At 64.4% G+C, this 15,403-nt stretch carries 17 protein-coding genes; 9 read left to right on the top strand and 8 right to left on the bottom strand.

Annotated elements, in window-relative coordinates; all coding sequences use genetic code 11:
* The first annotated feature begins 5 nt into the window (after window positions 1-5).
* The gene (locus RPPS3_RS15640; RefSeq protein WP_107346629.1) at window positions 6-554 is read left to right on the top strand and encodes a CreA family protein; all 549 of its coding nucleotides are present in this window, start codon (window positions 6-8) and stop codon (window positions 552-554) included.
* A gap of 104 nt (window positions 555-658) precedes the next feature.
* On the opposite strand, the gene RPPS3_RS15635 is transcribed toward RPPS3_RS15640, so the two are convergent.
* A complete protein-coding gene (locus tag RPPS3_RS15635; RefSeq protein ID WP_107346628.1) occupies window positions 659-925 on the bottom strand; it encodes a hypothetical protein in 267 nt (88 codons plus the stop codon).
* Between the two features lie 858 nt (window positions 926-1,783).
* On the opposite strand from RPPS3_RS15635, the gene RPPS3_RS15625 reads away from it, so the two are divergent.
* The gene (locus RPPS3_RS15625; protein WP_234820241.1) at window positions 1,784-2,158 is read left to right on the top strand and encodes a hypothetical protein; all 375 of its coding nucleotides are present in this window, start codon (window positions 1,784-1,786) and stop codon (window positions 2,156-2,158) included.
* 27 nt (window positions 2,159-2,185) lie between these two features.
* Here RPPS3_RS15625 and RPPS3_RS15620 read toward each other — a convergent pair whose 3' ends face one another.
* Window positions 2,186-2,449, bottom strand: a complete 264-nt coding sequence (locus tag RPPS3_RS15620; protein ID WP_107344914.1) for a DUF6719 family protein — start codon at window positions 2,447-2,449, stop codon at window positions 2,186-2,188.
* A 132-nt stretch (window positions 2,450-2,581) separates the two neighbouring features.
* On the opposite strand from RPPS3_RS15620, the gene RPPS3_RS15615 reads away from it, so the two are divergent.
* The 3 genes from RPPS3_RS15615 (at window position 2,582) to RPPS3_RS15605 (ending at window position 5,286) form a co-directional block, all read left to right on the top strand.
* Complete coding sequence (locus RPPS3_RS15615; protein WP_107344913.1) at window positions 2,582-3,862, top strand: ArgE/DapE family deacylase; 1,281 nt, start codon at window positions 2,582-2,584, stop codon at window positions 3,860-3,862.
* A gap of 148 nt (window positions 3,863-4,010) precedes the next feature.
* Window positions 4,011-4,409 (top strand): PaaI family thioesterase, encoded by a 399-nt coding sequence (locus RPPS3_RS15610; protein ID WP_107344912.1) that lies wholly within the window; start codon window positions 4,011-4,013, stop codon window positions 4,407-4,409.
* A gap of 253 nt (window positions 4,410-4,662) precedes the next feature.
* Window positions 4,663-5,286: a GNAT family N-acetyltransferase gene (locus RPPS3_RS15605; protein WP_107344911.1), complete on the top strand. Its 624-nt coding sequence runs from the start codon at window positions 4,663-4,665 to the stop codon at window positions 5,284-5,286.
* Between the two features lie 101 nt (window positions 5,287-5,387).
* On the opposite strand, the gene RPPS3_RS15600 is transcribed toward RPPS3_RS15605, so the two are convergent.
* The gene (locus RPPS3_RS15600; protein WP_011158576.1) at window positions 5,388-5,684 is read right to left on the bottom strand and encodes a hypothetical protein; all 297 of its coding nucleotides are present in this window, start codon (window positions 5,682-5,684) and stop codon (window positions 5,388-5,390) included.
* A gap of 175 nt (window positions 5,685-5,859) precedes the next feature.
* On the bottom strand, window positions 5,860-6,033 hold the full coding sequence (locus RPPS3_RS15595; protein WP_107344910.1) for a DUF1328 domain-containing protein: 174 nt from the start codon (window positions 6,031-6,033) through the stop codon (window positions 5,860-5,862).
* 299 nt (window positions 6,034-6,332) lie between these two features.
* On the opposite strand from RPPS3_RS15595, the gene RPPS3_RS15590 reads away from it, so the two are divergent.
* Window positions 6,333-7,169, top strand: coding sequence for a tetratricopeptide repeat protein (locus RPPS3_RS15590; RefSeq protein WP_107346626.1), 837 nt, complete (start codon window positions 6,333-6,335; stop codon window positions 7,167-7,169).
* Window positions 7,170-7,429: 260 nt separating this feature from the next.
* A complete protein-coding gene (locus RPPS3_RS15585; RefSeq protein WP_107344909.1) occupies window positions 7,430-9,292 on the top strand; it encodes a potassium transporter Kup in 1,863 nt (620 codons plus the stop codon).
* 9 nt (window positions 9,293-9,301) lie between these two features.
* On the opposite strand, the gene RPPS3_RS15580 is transcribed toward RPPS3_RS15585, so the two are convergent.
* Window positions 9,302-9,949, bottom strand: a complete 648-nt coding sequence (locus tag RPPS3_RS15580; protein WP_107344908.1) for a CPBP family intramembrane glutamic endopeptidase — start codon at window positions 9,947-9,949, stop codon at window positions 9,302-9,304.
* A 508-nt stretch (window positions 9,950-10,457) separates the two neighbouring features.
* Between RPPS3_RS15580 and RPPS3_RS15570 the strand changes: the two genes are divergently transcribed.
* Entirely contained in the window at window positions 10,458-10,874 is a 417-nt protein-coding gene (locus tag RPPS3_RS15570) for a hypothetical protein (RefSeq protein WP_107344906.1), read from the top strand.
* Between the two features lie 21 nt (window positions 10,875-10,895).
* Here the strand turns inward: RPPS3_RS15570 and RPPS3_RS15565 are convergent, their stop codons facing one another.
* The 3 genes from RPPS3_RS15565 to RPPS3_RS15555 form a co-directional block, all read right to left on the bottom strand.
* On the bottom strand, window positions 10,896-11,882 hold the full coding sequence (locus RPPS3_RS15565; RefSeq protein ID WP_107344905.1) for an aldo/keto reductase: 987 nt from the start codon (window positions 11,880-11,882) through the stop codon (window positions 10,896-10,898).
* A gap of 153 nt (window positions 11,883-12,035) precedes the next feature.
* Entirely contained in the window at window positions 12,036-13,202 is a 1,167-nt protein-coding gene (locus RPPS3_RS15560) for a GGDEF domain-containing protein (protein WP_107344904.1), read from the bottom strand.
* A 136-nt stretch (window positions 13,203-13,338) separates the two neighbouring features.
* Window positions 13,339-13,926, bottom strand: a complete 588-nt coding sequence (locus RPPS3_RS15555) for a TetR/AcrR family transcriptional regulator (RefSeq protein WP_107344903.1) — start codon at window positions 13,924-13,926, stop codon at window positions 13,339-13,341.
* Between the two features lie 198 nt (window positions 13,927-14,124).
* On the opposite strand from RPPS3_RS15555, the gene RPPS3_RS15550 reads away from it, so the two are divergent.
* Window positions 14,125-15,321 carry an efflux RND transporter periplasmic adaptor subunit gene (locus tag RPPS3_RS15550; RefSeq protein ID WP_107344902.1) on the top strand — a complete coding sequence of 399 codons (1,197 nt, stop codon included), beginning with the start codon at window positions 14,125-14,127 and terminating at the stop codon, window positions 15,319-15,321.
* Window positions 15,322-15,403 lie beyond the last annotated feature (82 nt).

Here is a 15,403-nt window from a genome sequence, read left to right as displayed (position 1 = left end):
ATTCGATGAACCGGCGTGCCTCTCAGTTTCGCCTCTCCCGCTTCAAATCCGCGACCCTGGCGCTGCTCGCGCTGGCCGTGACGGGCGCCTCCACCGCTGCTGTGGCCGCCGACGATCCGGATCTGATCTTCCGACGCTCGACGGTGTTCAAGCTGCTGAGCCCCAACGACAAGCTCGCCGTGTACGGCATCGACGATCCGGAGATCAAAGGCGTCGCCTGCCACTTCACCGTGCCGGAGCGCGGTGGCTTCAAGGGCTGGCTCGGTTTGGCCGAGGAGGTCTCCGACATTTCGCTGGCCTGCCGGCAGGTCGGACCGATCCACTTCACGAAGAAACTCGATCAAGGCGACGACATGTTCAGCCAGCGCCGCTCGATGTTCTTCAAGCGGATGCAGATTGTCCGCGGCTGCGACGCCAAGCGGAATGTGCTGGTTTACATGGTGTACTCGGACAAGCTGATCGAGGGCTCGCCGAAGAACTCGACGTCGTCGGTGCCGGTGATGCCGTGGGGCGCGGACGCAACAATCGAGAAGTGCGGGGACTTCTTCAAGTAACGATCAAGTTCAAGTAACGATCAAGGCGTCGGCGCTTCGGCTGCGGAGAGCAGCGAAGCGCCGACGTGTCATTTTGGCACGTCGAAATTCACGGCACTTGGAATTCAGGCTGACTCCCGCTCAGACGAGAGCGGTTGCGCCGCGACCGAGCGGGCCGGTGCGCAGTAGCCGATGAGACGCACGAGGCGCTGCGGCATGCCTTGTGTGGCGGAATGGCCGAACGGTCCCTGCAGCGCCATCTCCCCCGATGTCGCGACGCCTCTGCGGCCGTTGCGGAGCAGCTCAGTGTGTAGAGCCTCCGGGCGGGTGGAATGGCGCCGTTCTGTGGGACGGTCGCTGCCAGTGCCGTCGCCGAGCGCATTACTGGCCATTTTTGTCTCCTCCATCATGTATGAACGCGGCCGATCCGGAATCGTTGCCGCACGTCGCCAAGCGACGCGTGGTCCGAACCGAAACGGGCTTTCGTGACGCAAACCGGATCAGCCGGCGCGGCGAGGGGCGAGATCCGTTAATCTTTGGATCTCCAACGTCCAGGTCTCTGCCACGGCAGCGGTGTAATGCACCGCAATGATCTGCACCCGACGTCACAGCGCGGCTCAAAGCTGGATCACGCCAAGCTCCGCAACTAATCATTTGTAGAGCCGATCCAAAGAAATTACCAGCCTCAACTATCCAACGGCCAAAGTTGGTAACAGAGGGTGGGTGGATCCCTCGTTCTCGGACCGCTGCGTGTAACGGGATGCACGCCCTACTAAGCGTCGATTGATGACGTGGTGATGTCACCGCAGCCCACCGGATGGATCAGCGCCAGCAACTTTAGTCGTGCATGGCCGCGTCTTGGGCTGAACCAGAGCGCACTGAAATCCCGATGGTTTTTTCCGCAATGTTTCGTCGAGGACGGTCCGACGAAACAATTCGCGGGTGGGACGAAACCATTCGGCTGCGCGCTTGCAGCGGTCTGGAAACACAGCGTGGTTATCAACTGTTCAACGACAGCGGCGGGGCCGGCTGACGACCGGCAGGAGACCTCGAATGCGGAGCTGGAGCCTGTTCCTTGCCCTCGCTTTGGTGGCCAGCGGTGCTTCATCCGCCGGCTCATCGGAAGGACGGCTGCCGGGCGCCGGGACCTTCGCCTATCTCGGCACCCCTGTCGCGGAAGTTGCTGCGGTCCGGGATGGCGCAGTCTGGCGAGGCGGCGACCTCGCCGAATGGAGTCGGAATTGGTGACGATGTTTCGGATGGCTGCGCTGGCGGTCGGTTTCGGCCTGATGATCGGCCATGCGGCGCAGGCGCAGACCCATACACAGACCCGGTCTCTATTTGGTGCTCAGGATGCTCGGATGGAGTTCATCCGCCAGTGCACCGCGCACATGACCGGTCGGTGGGCGCATCCCGACTCTGTTTGCGGCTGCCTGCACGATCACGCCGCGGCTAAAGTGTCCGATAGCGACCTGCGTCAGGCGCTGCTGCGCGGCATCCGCGAGAGTGGCGTGCCGACCATCGACAACGATTGGGTGCCGCAGACCAAGCAGTCGCAGATCAGCGCCACCTTCACGCTGATCGCCAAGCCTGCTCTGCAGTGCATGTTCGATCCGGCCGACTAACAGATCTGCCTTCCGGACGTGAGCCAGTCAGCGCCGCACGCGCGGGATGCACTTGACCGTCGCCACGACGCCCGAGGCCGACAGTGTCGATCCCGTGACTTCCTTGATCTGACCATTGGGGCAGGAGCCATCGTCGACCAGGATCTTCTGGCCGAGCCGCAGTTCGGTGATGTCCTGTTCGCGGAAGACTTGCAGTTGTTGTGCGGCGGCCGGCGTTGCAACGGCGAGAAGCGCGGCGGCTCCGAGCACGATCACGGTCAGAGGCGAACGCAAAGGTTGTGAACGGAACATCGGATCTCCTGAACGGTGGCGCGGCATGAGGGCATGATTCGATCGCAGGGCCAAACTGCATGGAAAATCGGGCGATCTGTGGTTTGATCCGCGCGCCGGTGTCAGACCAAACAGAAAGGAGCGCCCACCCGCATGAGCGATAACGATCTCCAGCGCCGCATTCTCGATGCCGTCGATGCCGGTTTCGACGCCCAACTCGCCACCACGCGTGACTTCGTTGCAATCCCCAGCACTCGCGGGGCCGAGGGACCGTGCCAGGACATGATCGGAGATCTGCTCCGGCAGCGCGGCTATGAAGTCGACGACTGGCATATCGACCTTGAGGATCTCAAGGATCTCCGCGGCTATGGTCCGATCGAGCACGATTTTTCGAAAGCGCGGACCGTGGTTGGCACCTATCGGCCGTCGACCAATGCCGGCCGATCGCTGATCCTGCAGGGGCATTGCGACGTGGTGCCGACCGGGCCGCTGGAGATGTGGGATACCCCGCCGTTCTCGCCCGCGATCAAGGACGGCCGGATGTACGGCCGCGGCGCATGCGACATGAAGTCCGGCACCATCGGCGCGCTGTATGCGTTGGATGCGATCAAGGCCGCCGGCCTGCGTCCGACGGGGCGGATCCACTTTCAATCGGTGATCGAGGAGGAGAGCACCGGCGTCGGCGCGCTCTCGACCCTGCAACGCGGTTATCGCGCCGATGCCTGCTTCATTCCCGAGCCGACCGGCGGCAAGATGGTGCGTTCCCAGGTCGGGGTGATCTGGTTTCGGTTGAAGGTGCGCGGTTTTCCGGTCCACGTGTTCGAGGCTGGGTCGGGATCGAACGCCATCACCGCGGCGTATCACTTGATCCTTGCGCTGGAGAAGCTCGAGGAGGAGTGGAACAGGCGCGCGGCGAGCGATCGCCACTTCAAGAGCGTGGCGCATCCGATCAACTTCAATCCCGGAATTATCAAGGGCGGAGACTGGGCATCCAGCGTGCCGGCCTGGTGCGACGTCGATTGCCGCATCGCCATCCTGCCAGGCTGGTCGGTCGCCGACCATCAGGCCGAGATCATGGCCTGCGTCACCGCGGCGGCGCGCGATCACCGCTTCCTGTCGAACAATCCGCCGCAGGTGGAGTGGTCGGGCTTCTTGTCGGAAGGCTATGAGCTGACCAACTCGGCTGAACCCGAGGCCGCCTTCGGCAAGGCGTTCTCGGCGGTGTACGGCGGAGCGCCCGAGGATTTAGTGTTCACCGCGCTGACCGACACCCGGTTCTATGGCCTCAACTACAACATCCCCAGTCTTTGCTTCGGCGCTTCCGGTGCGGCGATGCACGGCTTCAATGAGTACGTCGATCTCGACTCGCTGCGGCAATCGACTAAGGCGACCGCGCTGTTCATTGCCGAATGGTGCGGCGTCGAGCTGGTCTGAGGCACAGCTCGCGCGCCGCGTCGATGACCTGACAGGTCATTGCATCGAGGCGGACCGGTAGGCATCGGTCCGCTGGACAAATCCAAATGAGCGACGGTCGGCAGCCCGCGCCGCCGTCGCCACACCGGCGGGCAGGGGAGGCGCGACCATGACGCCGCTGGAGAAAATCAATTCAATTCCGCTGCCATTCGCGGCGCTGATGGGGCTGCGCTTCACCGAAGCCGAACCCGACCGTGTCGTCGCCACGCTGCTGGTGCGTGACGATCTCTGCACCGTGGGTGCAAGCATTCATGGCGGCGCCGTGATGGCGCTGGCCGACAGCGTCGGCGCGGCCGCGACCGTGATCAACCTGCCGACCGATGCCAAGGGCACCACGACGCTGGAGAGCAAGACCAACTTCATCGGTCCGGCGAAGGCCGGCTCAACCGTGGTGGCGACTGCCACGCCGGTGCATCGCGGACGGCGGACCCAGGTGTGGCAGACCCGAATCGAGACCGAGGACGGCAAACTGGTGGCCGTGGTCACGCAGACGCAGATGGTGCTATGATAAGGTTTGAGCCCTCTGTAAGATTACGAGGGTGCGACGCAAAACCGCTCCCCGAGCACCGTTTGCGCTGCCTCAAGCTTCCTTAACCGCCTTAGTTTAGATAGGTTTTGCGAAAGTTCGAGGGCTCTCTGCCGTTCTTTCCTAGGCGTCGCCTGCGAATGGGTCTTGAATATTATTGTGCAATGCACAATATGACTTCTGTCTAGGGAAGAGAACGCCTCCTTGAGGGTCATCCCGAGAGGAGAGAAGACTTATGCACGACGCTCTCATCGCCGATCTCACCGGCTCAAAAGGGACGATCCGATCCCTGATCAATCAAGAGCTGCCGCTGCTGCGGGATCACCTGTTGCGCCTCGATGCCGAAAGCCGGCGCGATCGCTTCAATGGCTTCGCCGACGAAGGCTTCATCGATCGCTACGCCATGAAGTGCGGCGGCGACGGCACCATCATCATCGCATTCTTTGCGGAAGACGGCTCTGTGCATGCGGCTGCTGAGCTGCATCAGCCCGATCTGCACATCGACTCGCTTCCCGAAATCGCCTTCAGCGTGGAAAGCCATCTGCGCCGCAAGGGCATCGGCAGCATCCTGTTCAAGCAGCTGATGGAGGTCGCACGCTCGCTCGGCTACGAGAAGCTGCGGATCACCACCGGCTCGCAGAACCAGGCGATGCGCGCGCTCGCTAACAAGTTCGGCGCGCACCTGACCTTCCGCCAGGGCGAATCGACCGGCACGATCGATCTCCAGCACGAGGCGGACACGGTCGCGCCCGCGCGCTCGATCGACATTCCGGGCGGCGCGGCCAATGCGCTGATCTCCTTCAATCAGGCTTGCTGGAACCTGTTTCTGAGAATGTCGGGCTTCAATCGCGCGGCCTGACGATCCGGCTGCACAAAACAACAACGCCGCGTGCTAACAGCTCGCGGCGTTCTTTTTTGGTCAGAGGCTGGTGCGCTCGAACGGCCGAGCGCGAATGCCGGTCAGATCCGCTTGTCGTTACCGACGATCCGGCGCGACACCCGGCGCTCAACCACGACAGAGCGCTGGAAGCCCTGTTCGCCGGTGATCACCCGCGAAGTTCGTGCCGAGGCACGGGCCGACTTCCGGACTTCCTTCAACACGGCTTCGATCGGCATCCCCATCAGGGACGCGGCAATCTCCGCCTGCGAGTCAACGTCGTCGGTGATGCCGGCCGCCGCAAAGATCGCTTCTTCAAGAGTCGGCGGGTCGCGTCGCACGCGCCGCACGCCATATTTGGTATTCCAGTCTTCGCTCATCGACGGCCCCGGGTTGAGTGCGTTTACCTAGTGGAGCCGATGTTGCATTGCAATATTGAATATCGGCGACGCGAACCGGACCTTGGTCGAAGGTGGCGGACCACCGCTTGCGGCAGATCAAACAGGGAGCAGATCATGGCTGCCCTGCGCCGAAGCGCAGGGCGCTGCGTACTGATTAGGCTCTGAAGATCGTGAATCCGAGAATCAGCAGCACGACGAAAATCACCACGAAGATGTAGAACAGAATCCGCGCGATGTCGGCAGACGCGGCGGAAATTCCGGTGAATCCGAAGATGCCGGCGATGATCGAAACGACCAGAAAGATCAGCGCCCATTTCAAAATCGTCATTAGGTTCTTCCTTGGCTGAGACTGCCGGCTTGAACGACGCGCAAATGCAATAGTTCCGACACGGGGTTGGCCCGATCGAGCGGCTGACGCAGGGGAAAAGCCGGGGCCCGATGCCCATCCTGATGCTTGCGGCAAGTCGGTTTTCGACGGCCCGCGGGTCTCCTCCACAATCCTTTGTCGCGCCGGGTCAGTTTAAACCTGCGTGGGGATTGGCTAGATTGCGCCCGATCGAGGCTGCCTGTGGCGGCCGGGGGCTGCTTGCCGGGGGCCGGCGCGGCCCGCGTGTTTGGGGATGAATGATGATGACGAGATCGTGGGCCGCCGGCGGGTCGGCTGTCCTGCTCGCGCTGTTACTTGGGGGCGCGATCACCTCCGCACACGCGCAGTCGGCTGATCTGGTGTTGTGCGATCGGATCGCCGCTGACCCGGCCGATCCCGACAAGCCCGCCGACGCGAAAGGCGTGATCGAGATCGCGCCCGGCGATGTCGCGACCGCCATCAAGTACTGCCGTGTTGCTTCCGCCGGATCGCGCCGGGCGATGTACGCGCTCGGTCGTGCCTATGCGGCCGGCGGGCAGAGCGCCGAGGCGATGGCCGCTTATCGTAAGGCCGCGGACAAGGGCTCGAGCGCTGCCATGGTCGAACTCGGCGTGGCTTACGCGACCGGCGTCGGGCTGCCGAAAGACGATGCCAAGGCGCGGCAGCTCCTGGAGCGTGCTGCGGCCGCGGGCAACCCGCGCGGTATCAGCAACCTGGCGGCGCTCGGCGGTGGGGCGTCGTCCGACCCCGTGAAAACCCGAGCCTTGCTTGCCAAGGGCGCGGAGAGTAACGCCGAGGCGCAATATCAGCTCGGCATGATGTTGGCCGACGGTATCGGCGGTCCGAAAGACGACGTCGGCGCGCGAGCTCTGTTCGAGAAGGCGGCGGGGCAGGGCCACCCCGGTGCTCTGCTGCAAATGGGCGCGTTCGCCCAGGCCGGCCGCGGCGGTCCGAAGGACAGTGACGCGGCCAAAGCGTACTACGAGAAGGCTGCCGCGCTCGGCAATGCCGACGCCAAGGCGGCGCTGAAGCGGAGCGATTGCCCCTATGTGCTTAAGGACAAGCGCGGAAACATGGTGACAAACCTATGCTTCTAGGCAATCGACGCAGCCGCGCCTGACTGGCTTCAACCGAATCAACACACACTCGACCACGTCCTGGAGCGGCGGCGCCGCGCGCCCCTGATCCAGGTCAATCAAGGGGCGTAGCCTTCATGCAACAGACGCGGGACCGATTTCGAGTGCTGCCCCGGGGACATCGGCGCAGCGCGCCGGCTCTTGGTCCGGCTGCGGCGCCCGCGCGGCAGGTGCTGTGCCCCGCGTCTATTGCATCCGCCCAGGCGGCCCGAGGATAGGCAATGAGCCAGCAGAAGAAGGGCATCGGTCTCCTGGTCAGTGCCATCGGAGTCGTGTTCGGCGACATCGGCACCAGCCCGCTCTACGCCCTGAAAGAAACCTTCGCCGGCCACCACCCGATTCCGGTGACGCCGGACAACATCTTCGGCGTGCTGTCGCTGGTGTTCTGGACGGTGATGCTGCTGGTGACGGTGAAGTACGTCATCGTCATCATGCGCGCCGACAACCACGGCGAGGGTGGCAGCCTGGCGCTTTTGGCGCTGGTGACCGAACTGACGCGCGGACGCCGCGTGCACTATCCGCTGATGATGCTCGGGGTGATCGCCGCCGCGTTGTTCTACGGCGACAGCATGATCACGCCGGCGATTTCGGTGCTGAGCGCCGTGGAAGGCCTCGAAGTCGTCACGCCGGACCTGAAGGCCTATGTGGTGCCGATCACGGCCGTGGTGCTGACTTTGCTGTTTGCCATCCAGTCGCGCGGCACCGGATTGGTCGGGCGGCTGTTCGGCCCGGTCATGTGCCTGTGGTTCCTGACGCTGGCCTTGCTCGGGATCGCCAACATCGTGCATGCGCCCGAAGTGCTCGAAGCGATCAGCCCCACCTTCGCGATCGAATTCGTGTTCCGTCATCCGCTGATGAGCTTCTACGCACTCGGCTCGGTGGTGCTGGCCGTCACCGGCGGTGAGGCGCTGTACACCGACATGGGGCACTTCGGCCGCTTTCCGATCCGGCTGGCCTGGTTCGGCCTGGTGCTGCCGGCGCTGCTGCTGAACTATTTCGGCCAGGGCGCTCTGCTGATCCACGATCCGTCGGCGATCCAGAACCCGTTCTTCCGGCTTGGGCCGGAATGGATGGTGGTGCCGATGGTCGGGCTGGCGACGCTGGCGACCGTGATCGCGTCGCAGGCGGTGATCTCCGGCGCCTACTCGGTGGCGCGGCAGGCGATCCAGCTCGGCCTGCTGCCGCGGATGACGATCGTCCACACCTCGGGCGAAGAGGCGGGGCAGATCTACGTGCCGTTCACCAACTGGACGCTCTATCTCGCGGTGATGGCGCTGGTGGTGGGCTTCCAGTCATCGAGCAATCTGGCGGCGGCCTACGGCATCGCCGTGACTGGCACGATGATGATCGACACCATCCTGGTGTCGTTCGTTGCCGCTCTGCTGTGGCGGTGGCACCCGGCCGTGGTCGCGGTGGTGATCGGCACGCTGCTGCTGCTCGACTTCGCGTTCTTCGCCGCCAACATCATCAAGGTCGCGCAGGGTGGCTGGTTCCCGCTGTTCATCGGCTTCATCTCGTTCACGGTGCTGACGACTTGGCGGCGTGGGCGAGCGCTGGTGCGCAAGCAACTCAAGAAACAAGCGGTGCCGCTGGACGTGGTGCTGCGCGCGCTTGGGCCGAACGTGTCGCGCGCCCGGGGCACGGCAGTGTTTCTGACCGCCGCGACCGATGGCGTGCCGCCGGCGCTGCTGCATAATCTGAAACACAATCAGACCGTCCATCAGCGGGTCATCCTGACGACGGTGAGTACGGCCGAAACGCCCTACGTGCCGGACAGCGAGCGCGTGCATATGACCGATATCGGCGACGGCTTCCATCGCCTGATCATCCGCTACGGCTTCATGCAGACGCCGGACGTTCCGGCCGCGCTTTCGCTGTGCAAACAGTTCGGGCACGAGTTCAACATGATGTCGACCTCGTTCTTCCTGAGCCGCGAAACCTACGTGCCGAGCCTCAATCCCGGCATGGCGCTGTGGCGCGAGCGGCTGTTCACGTTCATGACGCTGAACGCGACGCGGGCGACGACCTTCTTCAAGATTCCGACCGACCGTGTGGTCGAGCTTGGGACGCAGCTCGAGATCTGACGACGCCGATCAGGCAAGCCCGAGCGCAAAGGCGAGGGTGCCGACGGCGGCGTGCGAGGCGATCAGCGGCCAGATGTTGAGCGTACGCCAGTACACAAATCCCCACACCACGCCGAGCAGGAAGGTGTTGAGTAGTAGCGCCGGATCGCCGTAGCAGAGGTGGATCAGCGAGAACAGCGCCGCCGAATACAGCACATAGGCCCAGCCGCCGTGCTCCATCCGGTCTGTGATCAGCTTCGGAATCGAGCGGCACACCACTTCCTGGCACGGACTTGATACCAGCACGTAGAACGGTGCGAAGCTGAGCCAGGCCAGTGGCTGCGCGTCGAAACTGAACAACCGGGTCTGAAGCAGCATCACCGCCGAGATAAGGCTGGTGACCGCTAGTGCGCCAAGCCAATGCCGCCATTGGTGCGGACGCCCGAAGCCGAGTTCGGTGAAAGAGAAGCCCGCCCACAGGCACAGCCCAATGCACAGGGCCGATACCACGATCAGGGCGCCCATCCGGTACTCGAACGGCAGCAGCCCGAATTGGATGGCGAGGCCCGGCGCTGCCAGCAGCAGCGTCAGCCCGGCCAGTGGGGCGAAGCGGACAGCCGGATGCGGGGCCGCCGCGGTCTGGGTGGGAACCTGTCGCAAAAACGTCATGAGACCCATAATCCGGTATTAGCCGGTGGGTTCCAGTCCGGAAGGCTCCGAGGGTCAGCGGCGCACGCCGGCCCCGACGCTGATGCTGCCGCCGAGCTTGACGCAGGTTGTGCCGCCTTCGACCTGGACGAAACCCGGGCCGAACGCCGAGCATGGATTTCGCCCGGACGCGAGTGGGCGCGTCGGCGCGCTACTCGGTTCCGCGCGCGCCACAGGCGCCGCCGATTTGTGCGGTTCCGCACCGGCTGAGGCCGGTATCAGGACGGCAAGGACGATCAGCATCCGTTTCATCGGTGCTGCTGTAGCGCCTCGGCGCTCATCTGGCCAGTCGCGGCAGATGTGGAGCCGAGTGGGCTTGCCCAAAACCTGCCGCAATCGCAACGCCGTGCTGAGTGGTGGAAGGACCAGGGCTGCGGCAGCCGGCGTGCTTGACGGCACCCGACAGCTCCGGTTTGAGGATCATCGCCGCGGGCGGCGGCCAGCCGCGTGTGGTACGGGGCAAGGGACGGGGATTTCGATGAGAACGATCATGGTACTTGCCGCGCTGCTCGTGTCGAGCGCGGTGCTGGCGCAGAGCAATGCACCGGCTGCCGGCACTGCGCCGGCCGCTACCAACGGGACGCCGATGGTGGGCGATCAGCCGTTGGTGCAAATCAAGCCGAAGGACCACAAGGCGGCCAAGCACACGGCGGCCGCCAAGCCGTCGATTGCTGATCAGGTGAAGGCCTGCGTCGAGATCGAGGACGCTACCAAGGAGCGGCTGGATTGCTTCGATGCGGTGTATCCGCCGAAACCGAAGGCGACCAAGGCGGGTGCCAAAGCGAAGCCGGCCAAGACTGCGGCGGATTGTCGCCTGCTCAAGGAAGAGGACGAGCGGCTCGCCTGCTACAACGGCTTCTTCGACAAGGCGCCGGCCGCCGCTCCGAAGACATAGTCTCAATTCCGCTGGTCGGCCTCAGCCGTTGAGGCCGGCCAGCGCACTGTCGGGGTAGCGCGCGCCGACGGCGGCGCCGGCCGGCAGCGCGTCGCGGATGGTCGCAAGGTCATCCGCGCTCAGCGACACCTCGGACGCACCGAGGTTTTCATCCAGCGTCGCGATCCGCCGCGTACCGGGGATCGGAATGATCCGATCGCTCTGGTGCAGCAGCCAGGCGATCGCAAGCTGCGCCGGCGTGCAGCGTTTAGCGGCCGCGAGCTGCCGGACCTTCTCCACGAGCTTCAGATTGGCATCGAGATTGTCGCCGACGAACCGCGGCGAACGGCGGCGGTAATCGTTCACTTCGAAGCTACTGGCGTCGTTGATCGTACCCGTCAGCATGCCGCGGCCAAGCGGGGAGTAAGCCACGAAGGCAATGCCGAGCTCGTTGCACGTCGGCAGCACTTCGGCTTCCGGATCGCGGGTCCACAGGCTGTACTCGCTCTGCACCGCGGCGATCGGATGCACCGCGTGCGCCCGGCGCAGCGTTGCCGCCGAACACTCCGAAATGCCGAGGGCGCGGACTTTGCCGGCCTCGACCAGCCGCGCCATCGTGCCGATGGTTTCCTCGATCGGCCGGTTGGTGTCGATGCGATGCACGTAGTACAGATCGATGATCTCGACGCCAAGCCTCTTCAACGAGGCGTCGCAAGCCTGGACGATGTAGGCCGGCGAGTTATCGATCGTGCGCTCAAGCACGTTGTCCTGGCGGACGATGCCGAATTTGCTGGCGATGCGCACGTCCGGGTGCGCGCGCAGAAACGATGAGAGCAGTTGCTCATTGTGACCGCGGCCGTACATGTCGGCCGTGTCGTACAGCGTGACGCCGCGTTCGTAGGCATGCTCTAGCGTGCGCAGCGATGAGGCATCATCAGAGGAGCCGTAAAATTCCGGCGACATCCCCATGCAGCCGAGTCCGATCTCACCGACGTTGATTCCGCTGCTGCCGAGAATTCGCTGCTTCATCGCACTCACTCCGACCTCAATGCACGGCACGATCTGACGCGGGAGTTATGTCACGGCGACGACAGGCAGCGCATTGAATTGGCGCAAACGAAGCTTCTCAGAAGGGGCTGGTGAGTAGTTACCGTGAACGTCGACGCTGGAACGTATCGACGATCAGGCGGCCGCCGGGTCCATCGAAAACGGCGCGCTGCGCGGGCAGCAGGATTGCTCGACTTCACCATCCGCCCAGGCGCAACCGCCGCCGGCGCGCTTCGCCACATACAGCGCGCGGTCGACACGTTCGAGCAATTGCGCCGTGGTGATTCCAGCCAGCGTCGCATGACTGACGGCGATGCCGGCGCTGGCACCGATGCACACCGGCAGCTCCCCCAGCAGATACGGCATCGACAGGTCGAACACCGCCTTGCGGGCCAAGGCCAGAGCTTCGTCGCGGCCCTTTTCGGCGCTCTCGACCGACTTCAGCAGCATGAACTCGTCGCCGCCGAACCGTGCGGCGACGCCCTCGGCGCCGACGCAAGCGGTCAGCCGCTCGGCGACCTGGCGGAGTAGATCGTCACCGGTGTGATGACCATGGCGATCATTGATCGGCTTGAAGCCGTCGAGATCGATCGCCACCACGGCGAAGTGTCCTGCCATCCCCGACAGCGCCTGCAGGAAGCCGGCGCGGTTCGGCAGGTCGGTGAGGAAATCGTGCGTCGCCTGGCGCGCCAGGCGGTGCTTGGCCTCGAGGCGCTCGGTGAACGCGGCGCTGAGATGCTTCGAAGCTTCGCGCAGGGTCAGCCAGAACAGCACCAGCATGCCGGCGCCGATCTTATAGGCAATCTCAGGCCGCATCATTCCGGCGATCATGATCGGCGTCAGCAGAGCGGCCGAGGCGGTGAGAATGATCCACGGCCGGATCGCGGCGCGCGATACCATGCCGACGCAGTACGACATCGACAGTCCGAACGACACCCAGGCACCTGGCCCGTCGCCGAGTTGCAGTGCACGGAACGACAGCGCGCCGAGCGCGAGGCTGAACAGGGTGGCGCCGGCGCCGTACAAACGCTCCCAGCGCACCACGTCGGCATCGGTGAACTGCGCGGCGCGCGTCTTGTAGCGCAGGAGTGAAACCACGCGGGCGGTGGCCATGATGAAGATGCACAGCGTGATCACCGCGTAGCCGGGATCGCCGCTGATCACCGTCAGTGCCAAGGCTCCGGTGACGGACGTAACACCGATCGCGGCCACTTGTGGCAGCGAGGTGTAGAGCAATTCGACCAACTCGCGGCGAATCCGCGGGTCGGGATGCAGGAAACGGGACAACACCGGAAAGCGCATAGTCGCAACATCGTAGACAGTTCCTAATAAGCGATAGCAACTGCGCCCAACGTTGGTAGCCGGGTGGGCGTATCCTTAATGAAATGTTTGCGGTGGAGCGGCCAGGGGTCTTCGCAACCGCTGCGCCGGCCTGGCGTTACACGGGCGGCCAGTTGCGGAGTGCCATGTCGGCGAGCTTGCGCAACTGATCGGAGGAGGCGCCGCTCGCCGCCTGCACCGCCATACCCTGCAGGATCGCCGCAACGTAGCGCGCCAAATCGCCGGCATCGGCGGTGGCTGGCAGATCGCCATCGGCGATCGCGCGGGCGAGGCGGTCCTGCAGGTCCTGCTCGCCCTTGGCGCGCCGGGCGGTCAGTTCCTGCTTAATCGTCTCCGCCGCTTCGCCGCAGCACAGCGCGCCTTGCACCGCCAGACAGCCGGGGTTGCTGGGATCAGTCATGGCGTCGACCGCGCCGTGCAGGATGTGTTCGACCACTTCGCGCGCGGTCGGCTTCTGCAGGCCGGCCTTATAGTAGCCGCCAGGGCCGTCGACGTAGCGGTCGAGGGCCTTCCGGAACAGGTCTTCTTTGTTGCCGAAGGCCGCATACAGGCTCGGCTTGGTGATCCCCATCGCCTCGGTGAGGTCGGCCATCGAGGTGCCTTCGTACCCCTTGCGCCAGAACACATGCAAAGCGAGGTCGAGCGCCGCATCGACGTCGAATTCGCGGGGGCGTCCCAGGGCCATGGCTGGATCTCCAGAGATTTCTACCGACCGGTAGATAAGTCTCTTGACAGTGGATGTCGATAGTCCATCTATACCGGACGGTATGGATATGTGCGTCGCAACATGGTCCGAGAGGCGTCTCGCCAGCTGCATCGCACCCACGAGTTACTGAAGTTGCTGGGCTTTTTGCAAGCCCGCTATGGTTGAACGGGAGTCATCATGGCGAATAAGATTGGTCGAAATGTCGCGCTGGGTGCCGGGATTGTGGCGGCTTCGGTAGCTCTCGCCGGCGGCGCGGTGCTGATGGAGCGCACCGGAGCCGCGCAGGCGGAAACGGCAGCGGCGGCGCCGGCCGCTGTGCCGGTATCGGTGGCACTGGTCGAGGCCAAGGCCACGACCCCCTCCGAGGAGTTCTCGGGCCGGCTCGAGGCGATCGAGCGCGTGGAGATCCGCTCGCGGGTCGCCGGCGCCGTCCAGGAGATCCAGTTCCGGGAAGGCGCCCTGGTAAACAAGGGCGACTTGCTGGTCCGGATCGACCCGTCGCTCTACGCCGCCGAGGTCGATCGCGCCCAGGCGCAATTGTCGGCGGCCCGCGCGCGCGTCGTCTTCACCAAGGCCGATGTCGAGCGCAGCCAGCAGCTCTCCAGCGCCAGCATCACCCAGCGCGAGGTCGACAACCGCCTCAACGCCTATCGCGAGGCGGAGGCAAACCTCAAATCCGCCGAGGCGGCGCTGAAGACCGCCGAGCTGAACCTCAGCTACACCGAAATCCGCGCCCCGGTCTCCGGTCGGGTCGGCAAGGTGGAGATCACGGTCGGCAATCTGATCGCCGCCGGTCCGAGCTCGCCGCTATTGACGACGCTGGTCTCGGTCAATCCGATCTATGCCAGCTTCAATGCCGACGAGCAGGTTGTGACCCGCGCGTTGAAGACGCTCGCTGATGAAAGAACGCCGGGCGCCATCGAACGCATCCCGGTCGAGATGACGACGATTGCGGGTGGGGCACCGGTGAAAGGCAAGATGCAGTTCATCGACAATCAGGTCGATCCGCGCTCCGGCACGGTGCGGGTGCGCGCCATGTTCGACAATGCCGATGGCCGGCTGATGCCGGGCCAGTTCGCGCGGCTGTCGATGGGGCAGCCGAAGCCCGAGCCGGCGCTGTTGGTCAGCGAGCGCGCAGTCGGCACCGACCAGAACAAGAAGTTCGTCATGGTGGTCGATGGCCAGAACCACGCCGAATATCGCGAAGTGACGCTTGGGGCCTCGGTCGATGGCCTGCGCGTGGTGGCGTCCGGGCTGAAGGCCGGCGAGCGCATCGTCGTCAACGGCCTGCAGCGGGTCCGTCCCGGCGTCACCATCAAGCCTGAGACGGTGGCGATGGATGCCGCCGCGAACAAGACGGTGGCTCAGAACTAACCGTTGCGGCTTCGCCGCCAAGGCGGAGCCGAACCTCCTTCTTCTCGTCAGACATCACGCGGCAGACGTCCCGTCCGCCGTG

The sequence above is a fragment of the Rhodopseudomonas palustris genome (assembly GCF_003031265.1).
GTDB classification, from domain to species: Bacteria; Pseudomonadota; Alphaproteobacteria; order Rhizobiales; family Xanthobacteraceae; genus Rhodopseudomonas; species Rhodopseudomonas palustris_H.
This window is presented reverse-complemented; position numbering and strand designations above follow the sequence as displayed.

What these genes read in the sequence shown, in the direction of transcription:
- RPPS3_RS15640 (WP_107346629.1), top strand. Translation starts at nt 6, where the DNA reads ATGAACCGGCGTGCCTCTCAGTTTCGCCTCTCCCGCTTCAAATCCGCG.
- RPPS3_RS15635 (WP_107346628.1), bottom strand. Translation starts at nt 925, where the DNA reads ATGGCCAGTAATGCGCTCGGCGACGGCACTGGCAGCGACCGTCCCACA.
- RPPS3_RS15625 (WP_234820241.1), top strand. Translation starts at nt 1,784, where the DNA reads ATGTTTCGGATGGCTGCGCTGGCGGTCGGTTTCGGCCTGATGATCGGC.
- RPPS3_RS15620 (WP_107344914.1), bottom strand. Translation starts at nt 2,449, where the DNA reads ATGTTCCGTTCACAACCTTTGCGTTCGCCTCTGACCGTGATCGTGCTC.
- RPPS3_RS15615 (WP_107344913.1), top strand. Translation starts at nt 2,582, where the DNA reads ATGAGCGATAACGATCTCCAGCGCCGCATTCTCGATGCCGTCGATGCC.
- RPPS3_RS15610 (WP_107344912.1), top strand. Translation starts at nt 4,011, where the DNA reads ATGACGCCGCTGGAGAAAATCAATTCAATTCCGCTGCCATTCGCGGCG.
- RPPS3_RS15605 (WP_107344911.1), top strand. Translation starts at nt 4,663, where the DNA reads ATGCACGACGCTCTCATCGCCGATCTCACCGGCTCAAAAGGGACGATC.
- RPPS3_RS15600 (WP_011158576.1), bottom strand. Translation starts at nt 5,684, where the DNA reads ATGAGCGAAGACTGGAATACCAAATATGGCGTGCGGCGCGTGCGACGC.
- RPPS3_RS15595 (WP_107344910.1), bottom strand. Translation starts at nt 6,033, where the DNA reads ATGACGATTTTGAAATGGGCGCTGATCTTTCTGGTCGTTTCGATCATC.
- RPPS3_RS15590 (WP_107346626.1), top strand. Translation starts at nt 6,333, where the DNA reads ATGATGACGAGATCGTGGGCCGCCGGCGGGTCGGCTGTCCTGCTCGCG.
- RPPS3_RS15585 (WP_107344909.1), top strand. Translation starts at nt 7,430, where the DNA reads ATGAGCCAGCAGAAGAAGGGCATCGGTCTCCTGGTCAGTGCCATCGGA.
- RPPS3_RS15580 (WP_107344908.1), bottom strand. Translation starts at nt 9,949, where the DNA reads ATGGGTCTCATGACGTTTTTGCGACAGGTTCCCACCCAGACCGCGGCG.
- RPPS3_RS15570 (WP_107344906.1), top strand. Translation starts at nt 10,458, where the DNA reads ATGAGAACGATCATGGTACTTGCCGCGCTGCTCGTGTCGAGCGCGGTG.
- RPPS3_RS15565 (WP_107344905.1), bottom strand. Translation starts at nt 11,882, where the DNA reads ATGAAGCAGCGAATTCTCGGCAGCAGCGGAATCAACGTCGGTGAGATC.
- RPPS3_RS15560 (WP_107344904.1), bottom strand. Translation starts at nt 13,202, where the DNA reads ATGCGCTTTCCGGTGTTGTCCCGTTTCCTGCATCCCGACCCGCGGATT.
- RPPS3_RS15555 (WP_107344903.1), bottom strand. Translation starts at nt 13,926, where the DNA reads ATGGCCCTGGGACGCCCCCGCGAATTCGACGTCGATGCGGCGCTCGAC.
- RPPS3_RS15550 (WP_107344902.1), top strand. Translation starts at nt 14,125, where the DNA reads ATGGCGAATAAGATTGGTCGAAATGTCGCGCTGGGTGCCGGGATTGTG.